This is a genomic window from Kangiella taiwanensis (genome assembly GCF_020005165.1).
Lineage (GTDB): Bacteria > Pseudomonadota > Gammaproteobacteria > Enterobacterales > Kangiellaceae > Kangiella > Kangiella taiwanensis.
The window spans coordinates 446280-467938 of sequence record NZ_JAHCLT010000001.1; the positions used below are offsets into that span (position 1 = coordinate 446280).

The 21659-nt window shown below is 44.3% G+C and carries 17 protein-coding genes and 1 other RNA gene; 11 read left to right on the top strand and 7 right to left on the bottom strand.

Annotation, left to right across the window (positions count from 1 at the left end; translation table 11 throughout):
• The first annotated feature begins 51 nt into the window (after positions 1-51).
• From KFK88_RS02165 to KFK88_RS02190, 6 genes are all read left to right on the top strand, one after another.
• Positions 52-4605 (top strand): EAL domain-containing protein, encoded by a 4554-nt coding sequence (locus KFK88_RS02165; RefSeq protein WP_223577015.1) that lies wholly within the window; start codon positions 52-54, stop codon positions 4603-4605.
• A gap of 141 nt (positions 4606-4746) precedes the next feature.
• Positions 4747-6783: a transketolase gene (gene tkt / locus KFK88_RS02170; protein ID WP_223577016.1), complete on the top strand. Its 2037-nt coding sequence runs from the start codon at positions 4747-4749 to the stop codon at positions 6781-6783.
• A gap of 105 nt (positions 6784-6888) precedes the next feature.
• Complete coding sequence (gene gap / locus KFK88_RS02175; RefSeq protein WP_046560333.1) at positions 6889-7890, top strand: type I glyceraldehyde-3-phosphate dehydrogenase; 1002 nt, start codon at positions 6889-6891, stop codon at positions 7888-7890.
• Positions 7891-8127: 237 nt separating this feature from the next.
• Positions 8128-9303, top strand: coding sequence for a phosphoglycerate kinase (locus KFK88_RS02180; RefSeq protein ID WP_223577017.1), 1176 nt, complete (start codon positions 8128-8130; stop codon positions 9301-9303).
• Positions 9304-9376: 73 nt separating this feature from the next.
• Positions 9377-10441: a class II fructose-bisphosphate aldolase gene (gene fba, locus KFK88_RS02185; protein WP_223577018.1), complete on the top strand. Its 1065-nt coding sequence runs from the start codon at positions 9377-9379 to the stop codon at positions 10439-10441.
• 161 nt (positions 10442-10602) lie between these two features.
• Positions 10603-11409 carry a hypothetical protein gene (locus KFK88_RS02190; RefSeq protein WP_223577019.1) on the top strand — a complete coding sequence of 269 codons (807 nt, stop codon included), beginning with the start codon at positions 10603-10605 and terminating at the stop codon, positions 11407-11409.
• 256 nt (positions 11410-11665) lie between these two features.
• Here the strand turns inward: KFK88_RS02190 and serA are convergent, their stop codons facing one another.
• The gene (serA, locus tag KFK88_RS02195; protein WP_223577020.1) at positions 11666-12898 is read right to left on the bottom strand and encodes a phosphoglycerate dehydrogenase; all 1233 of its coding nucleotides are present in this window, start codon (positions 12896-12898) and stop codon (positions 11666-11668) included.
• Between the two features lie 233 nt (positions 12899-13131).
• Here serA and KFK88_RS02200 point away from each other — a divergent pair, with 233 nt between their 5' ends.
• The 3 genes from KFK88_RS02200 to prsR all read left to right on the top strand — a co-directional run bounded on the left by KFK88_RS02200 (position 13132) and on the right by prsR (position 16854).
• Positions 13132-13395 (top strand): acyl carrier protein, encoded by a 264-nt coding sequence (locus KFK88_RS02200; protein ID WP_223577021.1) that lies wholly within the window; start codon positions 13132-13134, stop codon positions 13393-13395.
• 113 nt (positions 13396-13508) lie between these two features.
• On the top strand, positions 13509-15515 hold the full coding sequence (prsK, locus tag KFK88_RS02205) for an XrtA/PEP-CTERM system histidine kinase PrsK (RefSeq protein ID WP_223577022.1): 2007 nt from the start codon (positions 13509-13511) through the stop codon (positions 15513-15515).
• Positions 15502-16854, top strand: a complete 1353-nt coding sequence (prsR, locus tag KFK88_RS02210) for a PEP-CTERM-box response regulator transcription factor (protein ID WP_223577023.1) — start codon at positions 15502-15504, stop codon at positions 16852-16854. The genes prsK and prsR overlap by 14 nt, the downstream gene beginning before the upstream one ends.
• Positions 16855-16919: 65 nt before the next feature.
• On the opposite strand, the gene rpiA is transcribed toward prsR, so the two are convergent.
• The 6 genes from rpiA to zapB all read right to left on the bottom strand — a co-directional run bounded on the left by rpiA (position 16920) and on the right by zapB (position 19566).
• Positions 16920-17579 (bottom strand): ribose-5-phosphate isomerase RpiA, encoded by a 660-nt coding sequence (gene rpiA, locus KFK88_RS02215; protein WP_223577024.1) that lies wholly within the window; start codon positions 17577-17579, stop codon positions 16920-16922.
• Positions 17576-18046, bottom strand: a complete 471-nt coding sequence (locus KFK88_RS02220) for an EVE domain-containing protein (protein WP_223577025.1) — start codon at positions 18044-18046, stop codon at positions 17576-17578. Before KFK88_RS02220 ends, rpiA begins: the two co-directional genes overlap by 4 nt.
• A gap of 91 nt (positions 18047-18137) precedes the next feature.
• On the bottom strand, positions 18138-18734 hold the full coding sequence (locus KFK88_RS02225; RefSeq protein WP_223577026.1) for a 5-formyltetrahydrofolate cyclo-ligase: 597 nt from the start codon (positions 18732-18734) through the stop codon (positions 18138-18140).
• Positions 18734-18914: non-coding RNA, 6S RNA (gene ssrS, locus KFK88_RS02230), on the bottom strand. The genes KFK88_RS02225 and ssrS overlap by 1 nt, the downstream gene beginning before the upstream one ends.
• A 14-nt stretch (positions 18915-18928) precedes the next feature.
• Entirely contained in the window at positions 18929-19270 is a 342-nt protein-coding gene (locus tag KFK88_RS02235; RefSeq protein WP_223577027.1) for a cell division protein ZapA, read from the bottom strand.
• A 98-nt stretch (positions 19271-19368) separates the two neighbouring features.
• Complete coding sequence (zapB, locus tag KFK88_RS02240) at positions 19369-19566, bottom strand: cell division protein ZapB (protein ID WP_223577028.1); 198 nt, start codon at positions 19564-19566, stop codon at positions 19369-19371.
• A gap of 195 nt (positions 19567-19761) precedes the next feature.
• Between zapB and KFK88_RS02245 the strand changes: the two genes are divergently transcribed.
• Both KFK88_RS02245 and KFK88_RS02250 read left to right on the top strand, forming a co-directional pair.
• Positions 19762-20319: a UPF0149 family protein gene (locus tag KFK88_RS02245; protein ID WP_223577029.1), complete on the top strand. Its 558-nt coding sequence runs from the start codon at positions 19762-19764 to the stop codon at positions 20317-20319.
• A gap of 15 nt (positions 20320-20334) precedes the next feature.
• A complete protein-coding gene (locus KFK88_RS02250) occupies positions 20335-21657 on the top strand; it encodes an aminopeptidase P N-terminal domain-containing protein (protein WP_223577030.1) in 1323 nt (440 codons plus the stop codon).
• Positions 21658-21659 lie beyond the last annotated feature (2 nt).

Sequence of the window (21659 nt, forward strand, 5' to 3'; positions counted from 1 at the left end):
TGAAACTAAAGACTGATATTTAAGGTAACGCTTTTACCTACAAGGATTTTAATGCCCAAGAATCTGCTAACCCCACTGCTGCTATTTTGTAGTTATCTGCTAATGGTATCTTTGCCTGCAAAGGCACAGTATGCAGCAGCGGCTTTGCTTGAAGGGGAGCTATCTCAAAGCACCGTGACAGCGATTGTTGAAGATAAACATGGCTTCCTTTGGATTGGTACAGAAGACGGGCTTAATCGATTCGATGGTTATAGCGTTAAAATATTCAATAAACAAAATAGCCAGTTACCCAGCACTCGAATTAAAGATCTTGCCATTGATAGTGAAGGGGACTTGTGGATAGCGACACAAAATGGCTTAGCGTTGTTTCAGCAAGGCACAGGGAAAATCATTAATTTTTACCATAATGCTCAAGAGCCATTTTCTATTGCTGATAACTTCGTATCCAGTTTAGCCGTGGATAAAAACCAAGGGATCTGGGTTGGTACTTACAGTGGTCCTTCATATTACGATCCGGCGATCAAAGGCTTTAGAACCTTGCCGATAATGAAAAGTCACCGAGTTCCCGCTTCATTGTCTGAAGTAAAGGACATCATAGTCGATAGCAAGGGGCGAGTTTGGTTAGTAACGACTCGCGGTGACCTAGCGCAATATTTTCCCAGCATGAACCATTTCATGGTGATTGAAAATCCAACTATGCAAAGTCTGGGGTTGTTGGATTCTATCGTAGAAACGCCGAGCGGAAAGCTTTGGATGTTGTCTCAGCAGACAGGGATCGTTGAGTTTGATCCTGAGCAACAAAGTTTTAAGAGGCTATCACTCAGTGATATCGGTTTTGAAGATAATGAGCTTAAGCTGAACAGTTTGTATTTTGATAAAGAGGGTCGCTTATGGGCTGGCACTCAGAAGAAGGGGCTGTTCACCCTTAAAAATGGCAAAGTGATCGATCAGCATATCTATGGCAAACCTGGCGCCGTGGGAACCAACAAAATTAATGTGTTATATCAAGATAGTAGCGACATCATTTGGATTGGTTCTTCATCTTACTTAAACAAAATTAATCCGAACGCTATTAACTTTGTCCACATTGACCATACGCCAAGTAACGATGGAATGTTAAAAGGCGATGTCACCTATTCACTTATCGCGACCAGCTATGACAACCTGTTAGTCGGCGGAGACGTTAGCGGCTTGACTGTACTAAAGCGAACCAATGAGGGAGCAGAATCGGTAGAAGTAACTTTACCGCCTGAGCTAGTTGGGAAAAGCATCAATAAATTAATTGAGATCGGTGCGGGAAGGCATTGGCTCATAGCAGAGCAGTCGATATGGAAATTTGATGAACTCACCCTATCTTTTGAGCTGATTTACCGAGCGACCGAACCACAAGATTACTTTTTAACGGCGCATTATGATGGCCAGTACTTATGGCTAGGGACGGTAAGAGGTTTGTGGCGTTTGGATAGTGACAACTCGTTAAAAAAATACCGCTTAGTAGATATCAATTACCACCGAGATAACCGCATTAACGTGTTAATGCCGGATACGTCAGGTGACTATTTATGGATAGGATCTGATAGTGGTGTCTATCGTTTTAATGTTCGAGACGAAAGTTTTATTTCGTTAGATAATTTGTTCACGGGGTTGCCGCCACAAGCTCAAGATGTGGTTTTGAGTTTGGTTATGGATGATGATTCGAGATTGTGGGTCGGGACTTTCGGAAATGGCCTAGTTGTTTTAGATTTAATTAGCCAGCAGTACACCGTGTTAAATAATGCCGTAAGTAATTTGCATGAAACGGTTTATTCTTTATTGAAAGATGAGTCAGGTACCATCTGGGCTGGCACCGGAGGGGGGCTGTACCGAATAGATGCCTCGGATTACAGCATGTCGCAGTTTTCGATTACCGAAGATCAGCCCATTATTGAGTTCAATACTGGCGCCACCACAAAAGACCGATTGGGTAACTTATTTTTCGGCGGTATGACGGGAATCATTTATTTTAACCCAGCCGCATACACGGAAGATGATAACCCGCCTAAACCAGTGATTACAGATATTTTGGTAAATAACAACTCTATTGTTGTCGGTGATTCCCATCAAACGAGATTGACAAAGCCTGCAAATATTGCGGATACAGTAAAAATCTATCCAGAAGATACAGCGGTTAGTTTTGACTTTTCCGGCTTCAATTATACCGATCCTTGGAGTAATCGTTTCCGCTATATGTTGGAAGGTTATGACAATGATTGGACTGAAACCGACGCGAAAAGCCGTCGTGTGACGTATACAAACCTCAAGCCTGGAAGCTATCGATTTAAAGTTAATGCAGCTAATAAGGACGGTGTTTGGAGTGAAGAACCCGCAGAGATTGAAGTCGAAGTACAAACATTGGCTTGGCTGTCCCCGCTAGCTTATACCGTGTATGGCTTTATTTTAGGTTTAATTATACTCGCGTTCTCTTACTTGATTTGGTCGCGGATGCGTGAGCGACAATCTGCAGCGCAGCAGTTGGCAGAAAGTGAAGAGCGTTTAAAGCTATCTTTATGGGGCAGTGGCGACGAGTTATGGGATTGGCAAATTAATACCGGCGCCTTACACCTATCGAACGAGTGGCCTTATGATTTTCCAAGGGATGGGATTAGAAGTGGATATTCGATGGCGAATTCAAATATTCATCCCAACGACATGCCTTATGTTAAACAAGCACTTAACGCACATTTAGCGGGTAAATCTCTTCATTTTGAAAGCACTTACCGAATTAGTAATGAGCGAGGCGGCTGGATCTGGGTCCTCGATCGAGGAAAGGTTGTTGCGCGTAGCGAGAACAAAAAACCGTTACGGATGGCAGGAACGTTAAAAAATATCAGCGATTTAAAGGATACAGAACAACAGCTAAGTATGGTGGTGAAGTCGTTCGATAATATTTCAGATGGTGTCTGGATTCTTGATGAAGACTACAATTACATCGCCGTTAACAAAGCTTACACCAAGATCACAGGTTTTGAGTCGGAGGAGGTGATAGGCCGTCCGATTCGAGAGTCTGCCATTGTTAATGCGCCGGATAATTTTATTGAAGAACTGAGAGAAGTTCTTATTTCAGAAGGCAGTTGGAGCGGTGAGTTAGAAGCTATTCGTAAAAATGGGCAGATCTATCCAATAGAAATTAATATCGACGTGGTGCGAGATGGTGATGGCAATATTATTAACTATGTTGGTGTGTTTTCTGATATTACCTTCCGCAAAAAAGCTGAGAAAGAGTTACGTCGTCTGGCAACGGTCGATCAGCTGACGGGACTTCGTAATCGAAACAGCTTTAAACAACGCTTTGAGGAGTTGCTTGCATTATCAGGTGAGTCAGATCAGCATGCTTTGTTGTTCATTGACTTGGATAACTTCAAGCGGATTAATGATTCCTTGGGGCACGGGGTAGGTGATGAGTTACTTACCTCGGTTGCTAAGACATTGCTGGAGATCACAGAAGACAATCAAGGCATTGTTGCTCGGCTGGGGGGAGATGAGTTCACTGTGGTGCTGAGTGATGTCGATACTTGGAGTCAGCCAGCGAAATATGCCCAAGCCATCTTAGACCAATTATCCAAGCCGTTATCTCTTTCTAGTGCTGAGGTTGTTGTCTCGCCGAGTATTGGCATTGTGATGTACCCAGAAAATGGCGAAAGTGCTGAAGAATTGCTTAAAAATGCCGATATGGCAATGTATTACGCTAAGAAGAAAGGTAAAAACACCTATCAGTTCTACACGCGGCAGATGAACGAGCAGGCTCAACTTCGAATCAACCTTGAGAGCGAACTTCGCCAAGCAATTGAAAAAGATGAGTTTGTGGTCTTTTATCAGCCTAAGGTCAGCCTCAAAACCGGCAAGATCACCAGTATGGAAGCGCTTGTGCGCTGGCGTAACCCGAATCGTGGTCTTGTCATGCCTACCGAGTTTATTCCTTTGGCAGAAGAAGCTGGCTTCATTATTCCGATTAGTCAGAAAGTGGTTGAGAAGGCGTGTTTGCAGTTACGGGACTGGAAAAATCGAGGGATTTATGACGGTAAAGTTGCGGTGAATCTATCGGCAGTGCAGTTTTATCATGAAAATTTGTGGGAAACGGTAAAAACGGCACTTCATATTGCGAAAATCGATGCTTCAGCTTTGGAGTTTGAAATCACGGAAGGGATGGTGATGCAGGATTTGGCTCACTCTATCCAACAAATGAAGACCCTAAAAGACATGGGTATTAGCCTTGCTTTGGATGATTTTGGTGTCGGCTACTCATCATTGGGTAACCTGAAGGACTTCCCGATTGATACCTTAAAGATTGACCGTTCGTTCGTCTGGGATTTGGAAGACTCTGAGCGTGACCAAAAGTTAGTAGCATCAATAGTGACTTTGGCGCATAACTTGGGGATTATGGTGGTTGCAGAGGGGGTTGAAACCAAGTTACAAGTTGAAGCGCTTCAGGCTATGAACTGTGAAGAGATACAAGGGTACATTTTCAGTAAGCCAGTACCGCCGTGGGAGATTGAAGCGATGCTGACTGACCCAGAGTGTAGTTTATTTAATATTTTGCAGGATATGGACGAAGAAGAAGAGGGGTAATCCAAGCATTCTGCTGGCATCAGTAGCAAAAGATCGTTAATTTGAGCAAAAAACGCCCAATTTATTTGATTGGCCGAGCACGGTTTGAGACAATAAGCGCCCAAAAATTGCTGGCCTTACTCATATCTGTTAGGAGATTCGATGCCCACTTCTGGTAATGACACGCCGAGTCGTTTTCAATTAGCCAATGCAATCCGTGCGCTCAGCATGGATGCCGTCCAAAAAGCCAAGTCAGGTCACCCTGGCGCCCCAATGGGGATGGCTGATATCGCTCAAGTTCTTTGGAGTGATTTTTTAAACCACAATCCAAGTAATCCAGACTGGGTCAATCGCGATCGTTTCGTGATGTCGAATGGTCATGGCTCGATGTTGGTCTATTCGTTATTGCACCTTACAGGGTACGATGTCAGCATCGAAGATATTAAGAATTTCAGGCAATTACACTCGAAAACTCCAGGTCACCCTGAGTATGGCTACACGCCGGGCGTTGAAACGACTACAGGTCCGTTAGGCCAAGGCATTGCCAACGCAGTGGGTTTTGCTATTGCTGAGAAAACATTAGCGGCTCAATTTAATCGCCCTGATCACGACATTATCGACCACTTTACCTATGTTTTCATGGGTGATGGCTGCATGATGGAAGGTATTTCCCACGAAGTGTGCTCACTAGCCGGTACTCTAGGGCTTGGTAAGCTGATTGCATTTTGGGATGACAATGGTATTTCAATTGACGGTGAAGTTGACGGTTGGTTCTCAGATGATACGCCAAAGCGTTTCGAATCGTACGGCTGGCAAGTGATTGCCGACGTTGATGGGCATGATCCTGAGGCGGTCAAGAAAGCGATTGAAGAAGCGCGTGCTGACGACAGCCGCCCAACACTGATTTGCTGTAAAACGGTGATTGGTTTCGGCTCGCCAAACAAGCAAGGTAAAGAGTCGTGCCACGGCGCACCGCTAGGCGATGATGAAATCGAATTGGCGCGTAAAGAATTGAACTGGCCTCATGCTTCCTTCGAAATTCCAGCAGATATCGCTGGTGCATGGAATAAACGTGATGCGGGCCAGCAGTTAGAAAGTGACTGGGATCAGAAGTTTGTTGCTTATCGAGAAGCGCATCCAGAGCTTGCAGATGAATTAAAGCGTCGTTTGGATAAGCGCCTACCGGACAACTTTGCAGCAGAAGCGGATAAGTATATTAAGCAACTGCAAGACGAAGGCCAAACGGTTGCAAGTCGTAAGGCATCACAGATGGCGTTAAATGCTTACGCACCTTTATTGCCTGAAATGTTAGGTGGCTCTGCGGATTTGGCAGGCTCTAACCTGACGATTAATGAGCAATCTACAGGTATTACAGCGAAAGACGCCAGCGGCAACTATTTGTACTATGGCGTTCGCGAATTTGGTATGTGCGCCATCATGAACGGCATGGCACTGCACGGTGGTTTAATGCCGTATGGCGGTACCTTCCTAATCTTTATGGAGTATGCACGCAATGCCGTGCGTATGGCTGCATTGATGAAACAGCAAGCTATATATGTGTTTACGCATGACTCTATCGGTCTGGGTGAAGATGGTCCAACACACCAGCCAATCGAACAATTGGCAAACTTACGTACGACACCGAACTGCTCGGTATGGCGTCCTTGTGATGCGGTTGAAACAGCCGTCGCGTGGAAAGTAGCCATTGAGCGTCGTGATGGGCCGACAGCGTTGAGCTTAAGTCGCCAAGGTTTGCCGCATCAAGAACGTAACGACCAACAACTAGCGGATGTGGCTAAAGGTGCTTACGTTCTAGTAGATAGCGACGAAAAGCCTGAACTGATTTTGATCGCCACTGGCTCTGAAGTCAGTCTTGCGGTTGAAGTCGCAGCACAATTAACGGCTAAGGGTAAACAGGTTCGCGTGGTATCAATGCCATCGACTGACACGTTCGACGCGCAAGATGCGAGTTATAAAGAAAGCGTATTGCCGGCGGACGTCCCAGCGCGTATTGCGATTGAAGCTGCGATTGCAGATTACTGGTACAAGTATGTTGGCCTTGAAGGCCAGATCGTTGGCATGACAAGCTTCGGTGAGTCAGCGCCAGCAGGTGATTTATTTGAGCATTTCGGTTTTACAGTGGAGAACGTTTTAGCTGTGGCTGAAGACATGTTAGATGAAGGTGGCTTACTGGACTAATCATAACGAGTCGGGAAGCACCCATGACGTTGATATGCTCATGGAGCTGACCTGCTTAGCGTGGTTACAAAATAAGCCCTAAACTGAAAAGATTTGGAGAATCAAATGACAGTTAAAGTAGCAATTAATGGTTATGGTCGTATTGGTCGTACAGCGTTACGCGCAATCTATGAGCACGGTTACCGTGACCGTATCGAAGTTGTAGCGATCAACTCTTCACACCCAGCGGAAACAACGAAGCATTTAACCAAATACGACACCACTCACGGTCGTTTTAATGCTGACGTTTCGACTGACGGTGATCACCTAATCGTTAATGGCGATAAAATTAAGTTGTACGCTGAGCGTAATCCTGAGTTGATTCCTTGGGGTGACCAAGACGTAGACGTCGTTTTCGAATGTACTGGCGTATTTAAAGATCAAGCAGGCGCTTCTAAGCACTTCAAAGGTGGGGCAAAGAAAGTTTTAATTTCTGCGCCAGGTGCAGCAGATGTAGACGCGACAGTGGTGTTCGGCGTTAACGATGACATCTTAAAACCAGAGCACAAAGTAGTATCAAACGCTTCGTGTACAACAAACTGCTTGGCGCCTTTAGCGAAAGTATTAAACGACACAGTTGGCATCAAGTCAGGTCTAGTGAACACGATCCACGCTTACACTAACGATCAGAAATTAATTGATAACCAACACTCTGACTTACGTCGTGCGCGTGCAGCAGCGCAAAGCATTATCCCAACAAAAACGGGTGCGGCAAAAGCGGTAGGTTTAGTGCTTCCAGAATTGAACGGCAAGATGGACGGTTTCGCCATGCGCGTACCAACGATCAATGTTTCGTGCGTAGATTTAACTTTCACTGCAGGTCGCGATACAACGGCTGAAGAAATTAACGAAATCGTTAAAAAAGCAGCAGATGGTCACGTACTGGATTACAACGACGAGCCATTAGTGTCTATCGACTTTAACCACAGCCCAGCATCATCAACTTTCGACGCAGGCCAGACACGTGTTATGGACGGTAACTTGGTTAAAGTGGTTACTTGGTATGATAACGAGTGGGGCTTCTCGAACAGAATGCTGGATGTTGCCATCAAGATGATGAGTGTTTAAGTTGCCTTTTTGTTTTTATGCTTTGTTATCTGCTATTTTTTCGTGCTTATGTACTGTAGTACACGCACCCTGCAAAAATAGCAGATGCCTCGCCTAAAGAACAAAAATCCTAACTTAAATAACCAGTATGTAGGGTGGGTCTTGGCCCGCCGAAGATGAATAAAATAAAAGGCTTTTTTCGGAAAGTCTTTTGCGTTTTTCAGAATATAGAAATACTTTGAATAAAGGTTCTAAAACATGAACGTTTTAAGAATGTCCGATTTGGATCTTAAGGGTAAGCGCGTACTGATTCGTGAAGATCTGAATGTGCCGGTTAAAGATGGCAAGATTAGCAGCGATGTCCGAATTCAGGCGTCGTTGCCAACGATTAAGTTGGCCTTGGAAAAAGGCGCAAAGGTCATGGTGATGTCGCACCGTGGTCGTCCGACCGAAGGTGTGCTGACAGAAAAAGATTCGATGAAGCTGATCGCTGAGTATTTGGATAATTTACTTGATGCGCCAGTACGCTTGGTCAGTGAGTACCTAGACGGTGTTGAAGTTGAAGACGGCGAAGTGGTTGTTTTTGAAAACGTTCGTTGCAACGTTGGCGAAAAAGCCAATGATGAGCGCCTCTCAAAAATGTACGCGGAATTGTGCGATGTTTTTGTGAATGATGCATTTGGCACAGCGCACCGAGCGCAAGCGTCGACTCACGGCGTAGCCAAGTTTGCACCAGTGGCATGCGCAGGTCCTTTGCTAGCAGGTGAGTTGGAAGCACTAGGTAAAGCTTTGGATAATCCAGCACGCCCAATGGTGGCGATTGTTGGCGGTTCAAAAGTGTCGACTAAGCTAACGGTTCTTGAATCACTTTCAACAGTGGTTGATCAGTTAATCGTTGGCGGCGGTATCGCCAATACCTTTATTGCTGCGACGGGTAAGCCAGTAGGCAAGTCTTTGTGTGAAGAAGATTTGATCCCTGAAGCAAAGCGTTTAATTGAACAGGCGCAAGCAAAAGGCGGCGAGATTCCAGTACCAGTAGACGTTGTGACAGGTAAAGAGTTCTCAGAAACAGCAGCGGCAGAGACTAAGTCAGTAGACGACGTGGCTGAAGACGATATGATTTTTGATATTGGTCCAAAGTCAGCGGAGCATCTAGCTGAAGTACTAAAAGACGCCAAAACTATTGTGTGGAATGGCCCTGTCGGTGTTTTTGAATTTGATCAGTTTGGTGCAGGTACCGAAGCAATTTCAAAAGCCATTGCCGAAAGCGGTGCATTCTCAATTGCTGGTGGCGGTGACACATTAGCGGCAGTTGATAAGTATGGTATCAAAGATAAGGTATCGTACATTTCGACGGGAGGCGGTGCTTTCTTAGAGTTTCTAGAAGGCAAAGAGTTGCCAGCAGTAGCAATTTTAGAAGAGCGCGCTAAGTAGCTTTTTGAAAACTAACTGGCAGTGCGTGAAGAATTTAAATATTAAACAGTTAAGAGTTTAAGAGGATAACAAGATGGCATTAATTACATTACGCCAATTACTGGATCATGCAGCAGAAAATGATTACGGTATTCCGGCATTTAACGTGAATAACCTTGAGCAAATGCGTGCGGTGATGCAGGCTGCGGATGAAACTGATAGTCCTGTTATCGTTCAAGCGTCAGCGGGCGCACGTAAGTACGCTGGTTCAAACTTCCTTCGTCACTTGATTTTGGCGGCGACAGAAGAGTTCCCGCATATTCCAGTGTGTATGCACCAAGACCACGGTGCGTCGCCAGCGATTTGTCAGCAGTCGATTCAATTAGGCTTCTCATCAGTCATGATGGACGGTTCACTTGAAGAAGACATGAAAACGCCAGCGAGCTATGAGTATAACGCACGTGTGACGAAGTTAGCGGTTGATATGGCACACGCGTGTGGCGTGTCAGTCGAGGGTGAGCTTGGCTGCTTAGGTTCATTAGAAACTGGTATGGCTGGCGAAGAAGACGGTTCAGGCGCGGAAGGCAAGTTGAGCATGGATCAGTTGTTAACGGATCCAGAAGAAGCAGCGCAGTTCGTAAAAGATACGGGCGTTGATGCATTAGCGATTGCCATCGGTACTTCCCACGGTGCTTACAAGTTTACGCGTCCACCAACGGGCGACGTGCTTTCGATTAAGCGCATTAAAGAAATTCACGAGCGTATCCCTGACACGCACCTAGTGATGCACGGCTCTTCGTCAGTACCACAAGACTGGTTGAAAGTGATCAACGAATACGGTGGAGACTTAGGAGAAACTTACGGCGTGCCAGTTGAAGAAATTCAAGAAGGCATCAAGCACGGTGTGCGTAAAGTGAACATCGATACTGACTTACGCTTAGCAGCAACAGGTGCGGTTCGTAAATTCTTGAAGCACAACCCGAAAGAGTTTGATCCACGCAAATATAACAAAGCAGCTCAAGACGCGATGCAAGCGATCTGTAAAGCACGCTATGAGTCGTTCGGCACGGCGGGTAATGCGGCTAAAATTAAGCCGATTAACATGGAGCAAATGGCTGCGGATTATAAAGCAGGCAAACTTGATCCTCGCGTTAAATAATCGTATTGTCGATGTTTTAAAAAGGCCAGCAATTTGCTGGCCTTTTTTGAAAACTTTATTGACTTACCTTTAAGGAAATAATAAGATTTTCGCGCTCTAGGGATATCAATATAAAAGAAAAGGATCAATATGAAAAGCTGTATTTTATCACGCTATTATTTTTGACCTTAGTATTTGTTTCTGATGCAAAAGCTGCTGATGCTGTGTACGAGTGTCATAATTGTGCCACTTATCAATATAAGCAAAAAGCTTATCAAGTTATCCCAAAGAATGCATACTACGGGAATTGGGATGTTTATATTGTGGACGTTAAAAATAACTTATTAAAGCGTTATAGCGTATTTTTGGAAACTGACCCAGCCTTCCCTACAGGAGTTTTTAAAACCGCATTTGAAACAACTCCCGAGTCATCTTTTGTTAATAAATTTAATGATTTGGTTGCATCGTATAATGATTTAAAGGGAGCAATTGACAGTCAAAAGATTGACTACCCCGATGGTAGCGCCTTTGACTTGAGAGGAGGAAGTCATACTGCGCTCGAAAGCAGAATAAGTGACTACATTGTTAACGATACTAATATTGTAGAATACGCAGCTTATTACTTAACAGTGGCTAGTTCTATAGTAGGGCTTATTACTTCAGATACACAAATAATTGTAACTATACATTTTGCAGATGGAAGTAAAGTAGACATGAAGCTTATTGGGGCAACTGAGTCACTTCTTTTTGAATACGTAGAAGGTTCAGTTAGGGATGGTAATGGGAATAGCATTCCTGATAGCCAAGCTGATTTTAATGGGTATTATGGCGAGTTCACAACTCATGATGATAGTTTAAGTCGTTGGTTACAATGGGCCGAAATGAATGGCATACCGATCACTTATGGCGGTAGTGGAGGCAGAGTAGAAGTATACTGCTATAATGAGCCAGGTGGAACTGTATGTGTTTATAAGAGGTTACAATATTAATGAAATTTGATGCACTAACTTACCTAATGGTTACCTCTATTTGGGCTGTGATATCAGGTACATTAGGGTACTTTTTATCAAAAGGGATTGCTGAAAACCCAAAGAGTATAGGGGTGCTGAATTTCTTTTTAGGACTGATAATACCACCGATAAGTTGGATTTCCTTAGTACTTTTAAGCCTAAAAATAAAGAAAGTAAAATCGTCAAATTAATTTACAAAACCTAGAGCAATATATTTATACTAGCGGTTTGACCGCTAGTATAAAATCCTAGCCCGAATCGTTCCTTCGATTTGACGCATTTTATCTAAAGCCGTCTGACTCGAACCATCTTCGATGTCAGTGACCACATAACCAAGATCGCCTTGAGTTTGCAAATACTGGCCTGAGATGTTGACGTTATTCTCAGACAGGATCTGGTTGATTTGGGTCAAAACACCAGGACGGTTGTGGTGAATATGCAGAATACGATGACGATTATCATGCTCCGGTAGCGACACCTGCGGGAAGTTTACCGCTGACATGGTTGAGCCGTTATTGCTGTATTTAATCATCTTATCAGCAACTTCAATCGCAATATTTTCTTGGGCTTCTTGTGTGCTACCGCCAATATGTGGCGTCAATATAACATTATCAAACGCCCTTAATGGTGATTGGAATTCTTCACTATTTGACTTTGGCTCAGTCGGAAACACGTCAATCGCAGCGCCAGCGAGGCGTTTATCTTCTAGTGCTTGAGCTAGAGCATCGATATCAACCACGGTTCCTCGGGAAGCGTTGATTAAAATACTGTCCTGCTTCATCTGAGCAATTTGTGTTTGCCCCATCATGCCTTTTGTTTCAGGGGTTTCAGGAACATGTAGACTGACAACGTCTGATGAAGACAGCAAATCATTCAGTTCTGCAACTTGTTCGGCGTTACCCAGCGTCAGCTTATTTTCAATATCAAAGAAGCGAACTTTCATGCCGATCCCCTCGGCTAAGATACCAAGTTGAGTACCGATATGACCATAGCCAATAATACCTAGCGTTTTACCACGAGCTTCGTTAGATTGAGCAGCACTTTTATGCCATTCACCACGGTGGGCTGCTGCGTTTTTCGCAGGAATTCCGCGTAGTAGCATGATCATTTCACCTAGAACCAGTTCCGCAACGCTACGGGTATTGGAATAGGGTGCGTTAAAGACAGGAATGCCTCTACTTTGTGCTGCATCGAGATTAACTTGATTGGTGCCAATACAAAAGCAGCCAACAGCTACTAACTTATTAGCTGCGTTGAGGACACTTTCAGTTAACTGACTGCGCGAGCGAATACCAATGAAGTGATAGTCACGAATAGTGTCTAACAACTCGGATTCGGACAGTGCCGTTTTGTGGTAAGTCACATTGTCATAACCATCCCGGCGAAAAATATCTTCGGCGACAGGATGTACCCCTTCTAGTAACAATACTTTAAGGTCTTGCTTGTTATATGACGTATTCGTAGGCATAACAGTTCGCGAGTGCGTTCCTTGTTTTGATAAAAGTTAAATGGTCAGATGAGGTTTATTTAAGCAAATCAAAAAAGCGATAGAAAGTGTTTCTGTAAATTATTGCGATTGGATGACAAAAAAGGTGTTTGTATGGGTTGTTTTTGCTACAATTTGCCGCCACTTAGCCCCTAAAGGCTGAGTTTTGTTGTTTTTGAGGCTGTGATCGGCCTTGTTTTGAGGAGAGTTGCCACATGGCATATGAAGTGAACATCAATAAAATGATTGATTTGTTAAGCGACACTTTGTCGCTATCTGCTGACGAGCTGTCTGCAGACACTCAACTTATTGGCAACCTACCTGAGTTTGATTCAATGGCAATTGTCTCCATTTTGATGCAAATCGAAGAGGATTTTGGTATTGAAATCCCTGATGATGAGTTGTCAGGTGACGTATTCGAAACTGTTCAGTCGTTAACTGAGTTTGTCGAAATCCAGCAAGCTGCAACGGCAATCTAGCACTTTATTACACTTCTCAATAACCACTATATTATTGATTTTTAAGGCTTAAAGAGTGGATCTTTAGAGCCAATTCTTTTATAACAAAGATTCATTCAAACAAATGATTTGCCATGGCAGGTTTTATCGCCAGTATTGTGCTGGCAATCTATCTCTTAGTAATGACCTTGATGCGCTGGCGGCGTATTGCGTTGTTCTGGCCATTGATCGTGGTTGCGCTGACACTCACCCTGTGGAGTGGCGCAAAATTAGTTGAGCAAACTTACCATCTGCCGTTCTGGCTGGTTGAATGGGTCCGACTGTTCGGTTTTTTCTGCACTTTAGCACTTTTTATGTGGAAGTTTGCGCGACCAAACCTTTGGGTTAACGGCGCCGTATGCGTGGTGCTAGCTGCTTGGTTGTTTATTCAGTATCAAGACTTAGGGACGATAGCAGTACTCATGAACCCAGGGTTTGCTGGCCTTATCCTGCTATTGTTACTCCACCTCGTTGAAATAGCGGGTAATCAATTCGCTGAAACGTATCGCAGAGAAATTGCTACGTTAGCAGGAGCGATCGGCTTTATTCTTGTCTGGGACTTGATGTGTATGCTGGTCTTTATGCTAGACGAGTCGAGAAACCCAGAGGTCTTGGATATTTCTCGAGCGATCGTGACGGCTCTTGCTATCAGTTTTAGCATTATCCACCTGCAGGGTATTGAGCATAGCCGATTCCAGTTGAACGAGGCATTACCGCGATACCGACCAGAAAGTGGCTTAAACGTCTTTGCTATTTATTGCTGGATTGCCGTCGTCGGCTACATTTTGATAGAAGTCATGACTCGCAACGCTGAGTTAGCTTTAGCGTTTCTGTTAACTGCTGGCGTTGGCTTTATGGTGCTGGCATACAAAAAACGATTTTTTGGTCAGTTAAAAATTCTCTATCGAAAATTATTTTCGGCTTACAAGTACGATTACCGGGAAAGCTGGATTCGATTCAATCGTGCTTTGGATGAAGCAAACGTCACAGGCAATTACTACCAGTTATCAATCAAAGCTATCGGTAACATTATTGATAGTCCAGCCGGTAAATTATGGAGCTTGCGTAATGATAGCTTTGCTTTTATCGACCACTGGGAGTCGCCACTAGCTGAAGACATGAGTTACCAATTACCGCGGTCGTTAAGTGACTTTATGGATAAAACTAACTGGGTTATCGACATCCAAGAGTACCAAAAGAACGCTGATATCTATCGTAGCTTAGATATCGACTTGAGTGATAACTTGTTTCGTAATCATAGAATTTTCATTCCTCTCAGAAGAAATGATGAGTTGATTGGTATTGTAGGCCTTGCCGCCAGTTACAGTAAGCCTATTCTGAATTGGGAAGACCATGACTTGCTTAAAGCTGCAGGGCTACAGATGGCGAGTTATCTCGCAATGTTTGAAGCGACAACTCAAATTTATGAGCAGCAGCATTTTGATGCATTTAACCGTTTATCAGCTTTTGTGGTGCATGATATTAAAAACGTTACCGCACAGTTAGAACTGATTACACACAATGCTGAGCGGTACAGAGACAACCAGGAATTTGTTGATGATGCCTTTGACACCGTGGCTAGTGCAACCAATCGTCTTAACAAAATGCTAAGCCAGCTGAAACGTGGCCGAGCAGCCTCTGAATTAAAGAAAGTTTGCGACCTGACAACTTTAGTTAATGAGTTCAAGAAACACGCCGAGCGATTGAAGTGGACTGGAGAAGTGCCGCAAGTAAAAATCATTGCTGAAAAGGATGCATTACTCAACGTTATTCAACATTTGCACCAAAATGGCTTAGAGGCGAGTGATAAACACAGCCTAGTAACGCATCGGATAGAACTAAAAGATGAGCAAGTTCATTGGCATATTTATGACCAAGGAACGGGCATGGATAGTGAGTTTATGAGGAAGCAACTGTTCAAGCCTTTTGCGACTACCAAGGGTAATGCAGGGATTGGCATTGGAGTTTATCAGTGCCGTTATTTGCTACAAAGCTTCGGTGGTGATTTAATTATTCATAGTGAAGTTAATCAAGGTACGCATTGTATCGCGATATTAGCCTCTCCAGAGGGAGAGAGGGATGGGGAATATGGCACAAAATAAACCAGAATTATTAGTCATTGAAGATGACAAAGGCTTGCAGAAACAGCTTAAGTGGTCTTTTGATGAATATCATGTGGTGCTGGCTGAAGATAAGGATTCATCATTGGTAGAGCTAAGGCGCTTCCAACCCAAAGTGATCACACTTGATCTAGGCTTACCGCCCGATCCAGCGAATGCGAGCGCTGGTTTAGAGTTATTAGAGGACATCCTCAAATTATCACCATCCAGTAAAATTATTGTCGTAACAGGGAATGACGAGCGCGAAGTGGCGATGAAGGCAGTAGAGCTTGGCGCCTATGATTATTACCATAAACCAATTCAACCTGAAGAATTGAAGCTGATTATAAACCGGGCCTTTGAGTTAGCGAATTTAGAAGAAGAAAGTCGCGTATATCGTCGAAATGAAAACATGCGTTTCCACGGCATAGTTGCGACTAGCCCGAAAATGTTGGCGGTGTGTCAAAAAATTGAAAAAGTGGCTCCAACAGATCTGAATGTAATGTTGGAAGGCGATAGTGGGACGGGTAAAGAAGTTCTGGGGCGTGCAGTACACAACTTGAGTAAAAAAGATGACAAGCCTTTTGTCTATTTAAACTGTGCGGCAATACCAGAAAACTTATTAGAAACGGAACTGTTTGGTTATGATGCAACGGGGTTTAGTAAAGGGCAATCAAGCAGTAAAGGTAAAATAGAAGAAGCTAATGAGGGAACCTTGTTCTTGGATGAAGTCGGTATGATGCCGATGTCGCTACAAGCCAAGTTCATGCGTGTACTGTCGGAAGGTGTCGTTGAGCGAGTCGGCAGTCGTGAGGCACAACCCGTAGCTTTACGCGTGATCTGTTCGGCAAACAGTCAACTCGAGCAACAAGTGCAAGAGGGCAAGTTCCGTGAAGATTTATACTACAAGTTAAACGAAATTAATATCGCAATACCACCTTTGGCTGAGCGTGATGGCGACGTGGTACTCATTGCACGCGCTATGCTCAATAAGTTTAACAAACAGTTTGGGCGTAATATCCGAGGCTTTACTAAATCGGCGGTTCAGGCGATGGAAGCGTATTCTTGGCCTGGCAATGTGCGCGAACTTGAGAATAAGATTAAAAGTGCTGTTGTCATGTCGGATAATACGCAAATCTCGCCCGAGGACTTACAAATTGATGAGTCACAGTTGAGAGAAATGCCATTGAACTTGAGGCAGGTGCGTGAAGCTGCGGAAACGCGAGCTATTCAACGGGCTATTGTATTAGCTGATGGGAATATTTCTCAAGCAGCGAAGTTGTTGGGACTGACAAGACCAACGCTGTATAGCTTGATGGATAAGTACAGTATACAAAGTTAAAGTAACTCTAAGTTAAAAAAGCCCCGCTTTAAGTGGGGCTTAATTGTTTGAAAATAGCGTAAGAACTATCGAGTGATTGTTTCTACCGAGTCTTGCTTACCAAGCAATAACACATCTGCTGCTCTTTCAGCGAATAGGCCATTCGTAACAACACCAACGATATTGTTAAGGATGCGTTCTAATTTAATTGGCTCGTTAATTTCAAGGCTATGAACGTCCAAAATAACGTTGCCATTGTCCGTGGTGAAGCCTGGACGGTATACCGGATCGCCACCAAGCTTTACAATTTCACGGGCAACGTAACTACGCGCCATTGGGATCACTTCAACAGGTAACGGGAATTCACCCAAGCGACGAACCAGCTTTGATTCATCAGCGATACAAACAAACTTATCAGCAACAGCTGCAATAATTTTCTCTCGTGTCAGCGCGCCACCGCCACCTTTGATCAACTCTAGGAGGTGATTCGATTCATCAGCGCCATCGACATACACCGGAATGCGATCAACATCGTTCAGCTCAAAGACTTCAATGCCATGAGACTTTAGTCGCTCTGTAGAAGCGTCGGAACTAGAAACAGCACCTTGGATGTTATGCTTAATCTTGGCTAGCTTATCAATAAAAAAATTCACTGTTGAGCCTGTTCCAACGCCGACAATAGTTCCTTCTTCAACATAGTCGATGGCAGCTTTGCCAACTAGGGCTTTAAGTTCATCTTGTGTCATGATTGGTCGTCCTCAATGCTTAGAATGAAGTCCCATTCTTTCTTTTCGATCGGCATAATTGATAAGCGATTGCCTTTCTGAACCAAGCGCATGTCCGAGAGTTCTGGATAGCTTTTCAGCTCATCCAGTGGGATTTCACGCTTTAGATCGCGAACATGGGTGACGTCGACCATATACCAGCGCGGCTTCTCGGGGTCACTTTTAGGATCATAATACTTCTCATCAGGATCGAACGCGGTATGATCAACATAACCTTCTTTTGTCACTTCCATGATGCCTACGATCGCGGGCGGTTTGCAGTTGGAGTGATAGAAAAACACTTGGTCACCGACTTTCATTTCATCACGCATCATATTGCGTGCTTGATAATTGCGCACACCATCCCAGTGATCAGTTTTTTTAGGAAGGGCTTTTAAGTGCTCGATGCCAAAGACATCCGGCTCAGATTTCATTAACCAGTAGGCCATAATGCTCGTGTAGTGTATTGATGATGGGCCAAGTATAAAACATGGCAGAGGAAATTGTTAGGGCGGAGATAAAGAGAGGAGAGTCAAATTATTATTCGACAAAACGAAGGTAATGATTGGGCGTAATCACGCCATCCATTTTTATATCCCACTTTTCTGTGGGCACTTGAGGGACTTTCTGTAAATTATAGGCCAATCCAATCAATTGAGGACGTTTATTGGCGCTAAGATGGCCAAAAACAGTATCGTAATACCCGCCCCCCATGCCTAGTCGGTTCCCCGAATTATCAAAAGCAACCAAAGGCATGAACACTAAAGATAGCTCGCTGATAGGTAGTGCTTGGCTCGGACTTGCTGTTGGCTCTAGGATGCCATATTTACCTTTTTCGACTGAATCTCGGCCTTCGTAAGGCAGGAACCACATGGACCGTTTTCGACCAGTACGAATTTTCGGGACATAACACTTTTTGCTGAGGGACAGCGCGTATTCGATAATGGGCATGCAACTAATTTCACCGCCAACTGGCAGATAAAAAGCAATGTTTTCGTGATTTTCAATCAGTTGAGATTTAGAAACGTGACCAAGAAGCGCAATAGCAGCACGTTGCATGAATGGCGAGGTAAGATTTTGCCGTTCGTGCTTAATTCGAGTACGAATATAGTTTTTTTGTGCAACAAATTCGTTCATAGAAACCCAGACTGCCGTTGTAGGTAATAGCCCTGAAACCCGGAGTTTCAAGGGGGGAAACCATGTGCGGGATCAGGCTTTCCGGTCTAAGCGGACTTGCGCAACACCCACATTGAGGAATCCCTAAATAACAATTATCGGCTCGAGGACGGTCGCTACTGACGAACAGTCCAGGCAGAGCCAGTATAACAAAATCAGGGATTGTCCGTCAGCCCTATTTGTTCGCTTTCTTTGAGGGCGTCGTCAATTTTGGCTTGCATTAACTGGATGCGTTGGCCCAATTCAGACGCTTCATCGGAGTCGATACTAGGCGAGTTTAAGAGTTCATAGCTTAAATTGAGTGCTGCCATGACAGCAATACGCTCTAGGCCCAAAACTTTCCCCGATGAACGTATTTCTCGCATACGTTGATCCAAGAAGTTAGCGGCTTGTAGCAAGGTTTGATGCTCGTCCTCAGGACTTGCAACCTGAAATTCTTTCCCCAGTATGGTGATATTCACCGGAGTTGCTTTGGATTTAGCCATGGTATCAGCCATCGTTATCAATCTTCCTGTGAGTCTAAGAGTTTACAGGACTTCCCCAAAAATTATGTGACTACTTACTATTATTGTTATTGTGAGCTCACGTCGTTGTTTTAAATTGACTTTAAACGTGAAATCATCAGATCAATTTGCTTGCGCGCTGACTCGTTACGACTTTGTAAGCGATCACGCTCTACACGCAGTTCGTTAACTTGCTGTCGCAGCTGCTTATTTTCAGTATCAATGGTATTGAAGCGCGCTAGCAAGGCATCAACTTTTTCTTCTAACTGTTCAAATTGACTTTCTGTCATAGTGAGCCAACATAGTAAGTTACCCAATTTTGTTAAAGTATACTATAAAGTTCTGAGCTAGGCTGGTCAATCAATAATCAGCCACAAAGCCAACTGTTTGGCTGCAGATCATGGAACTTTGTCCGATAAACTGGGTTTTAATGGCTACAAGGGTTACACTAACGCCAAAATGATAGACGTTTATTGCAAGACATTATGAATTACACCCAAGCCGCTGAGCTATGCCAAAACTTTTTCCCCGATCTAACGCCCTCGGAACTTTCCGGTATGATCCATGGACTTTTCGGTCATGGTTTTGTGATCGAAAGTGGACGCTGGCAGCAGCACATGAGTGAGTTTCTCGCTTCTGGAGAGCCATTGCCTGATCCGGCATTGGAAGGACTGGAACAGCTGATCGCTTTCTGTCAGAAAGATTACCAAGTGGATTCGTTTTCGATTGATTTGATGAGACCAGAAGACGACTTACCATTAGAGCAACGAGCTAGGGCGATTGGAGAGTGGTGCCAAGGGTATCTCGCGGGTTATGGGCTCGTGCCAAGCAAAGATGGTAAAGAGTTGGAAGGTGAAGCCAAAGAAGCGCTACACGATATCGGTGAAATTGCGCAGATTGATTTTGAGATGTCAGAGCCTGATGAGGAGATGGAGAAAGCCTTTATGACAGTATGCGAACATATTAAGATGTCAGCATTGCTTCTTTTCCAAGCTAATCAACCTGAGCCAATGCCAGATCCTGAACAGCAACAGCTCCACTAACCGTATTATTACGATATGAAAGCCATTAATTTTGCTGCGCGACGTAAAAAGTTGATGCAATGGATGGGGCCTAACTCCATCGCAATATTGCCTGCAGCTGAAGAAAAAGTTCGCAGTCATGATGTCAATTTTCCTTTCCGACAGGATAATAATTTTTGGTATCTAACAGGGTTTAATGAACCTGAAGCGGTGATGGTACTTATCCCGGGTCGCAAACAAGCTGAGTTTATTCTGTTTAATCGTGAAAAAGACATCACGCAAGAGCGTTGGCATGGCAAGCGTCTTGGACAAGACGGTGCGATTGAGCTGCTTGGTGCTGACGACGCGTTTCCTATTGATGACATAGACGACATATTGCCTGGGCTTATGGAAGGTCGTGAGCGTATTTATTTTGCGTTAGGCGCTAACTCAGAATTTGACCATAAGGTGATGGAGTGGCGAAGTGAATTAATGACGTCACCAGCCAAGCGTACCGGCTCGCCGGGCGAGCTGATTGATATTGGGCATCATTTGCATGATATGCGTTTGGTCAAGTCTGCTGCTGAAATTCAAAGAATTCGTCATGCGGCAAAGGTCTCAGCCAAAGCTCACATTGAATTGATGAAGGCGTGTGCGCCAGGTAAAACTGAGCGAGAGATGGAGACGGAGCTGCACTATCATTTTGCTAAGGGGCAGTGCCGTTACCCTGCTTATCCTTCGATCGTGGCTTCAGGCGAGAATGCGAACATTCTGCACTACATTGAAAATGCTGATGAAATGCATGACGGTGATTTATTATTAGTCGATGCCGGTGGTGAGTTTGAGCACTATGCCTCAGACATCAGCCGCACCATTCCAGTGAATGGGCAATACACAAAAGAGCAAGCTGCGTTGTACGATGTGGTGCTAGAGGCGCAGCTGGCGGCAATTGAGATGGTGAAGCCAGGAAATCACTGGGATCATATCCACAATAAAGCGGTAGAGGTGTTAACGCAGGGTTTGGTCGACCTGAAAATTCTTAAAGGTGAGCCCAAAGACTTGGTTAAACGAGGAGTTTATCGCGAATTTTATATGCACAAAACAGGACACTGGTTAGGACTAGATGTGCACGATGTGGGCGATTATCACCTGCATGGACAGCCTAGAGTGCTGGAAGCTGGGATGGTTCTTACGGTCGAACCTGCGCTTTATATTCCGCAAACCATGACCCGAGTGAATGGGCATAATATTGCTAAAAAGTGGCGGGGTATTGGAATACGGATTGAAGACGATATTCTGGTTACCAGTAAGGGGTATGATGTTTTGTCGAAAGATGTCCCGAAAACCCGTGCCGAGATCGAGCGATTAATGGCGGGTTAGTC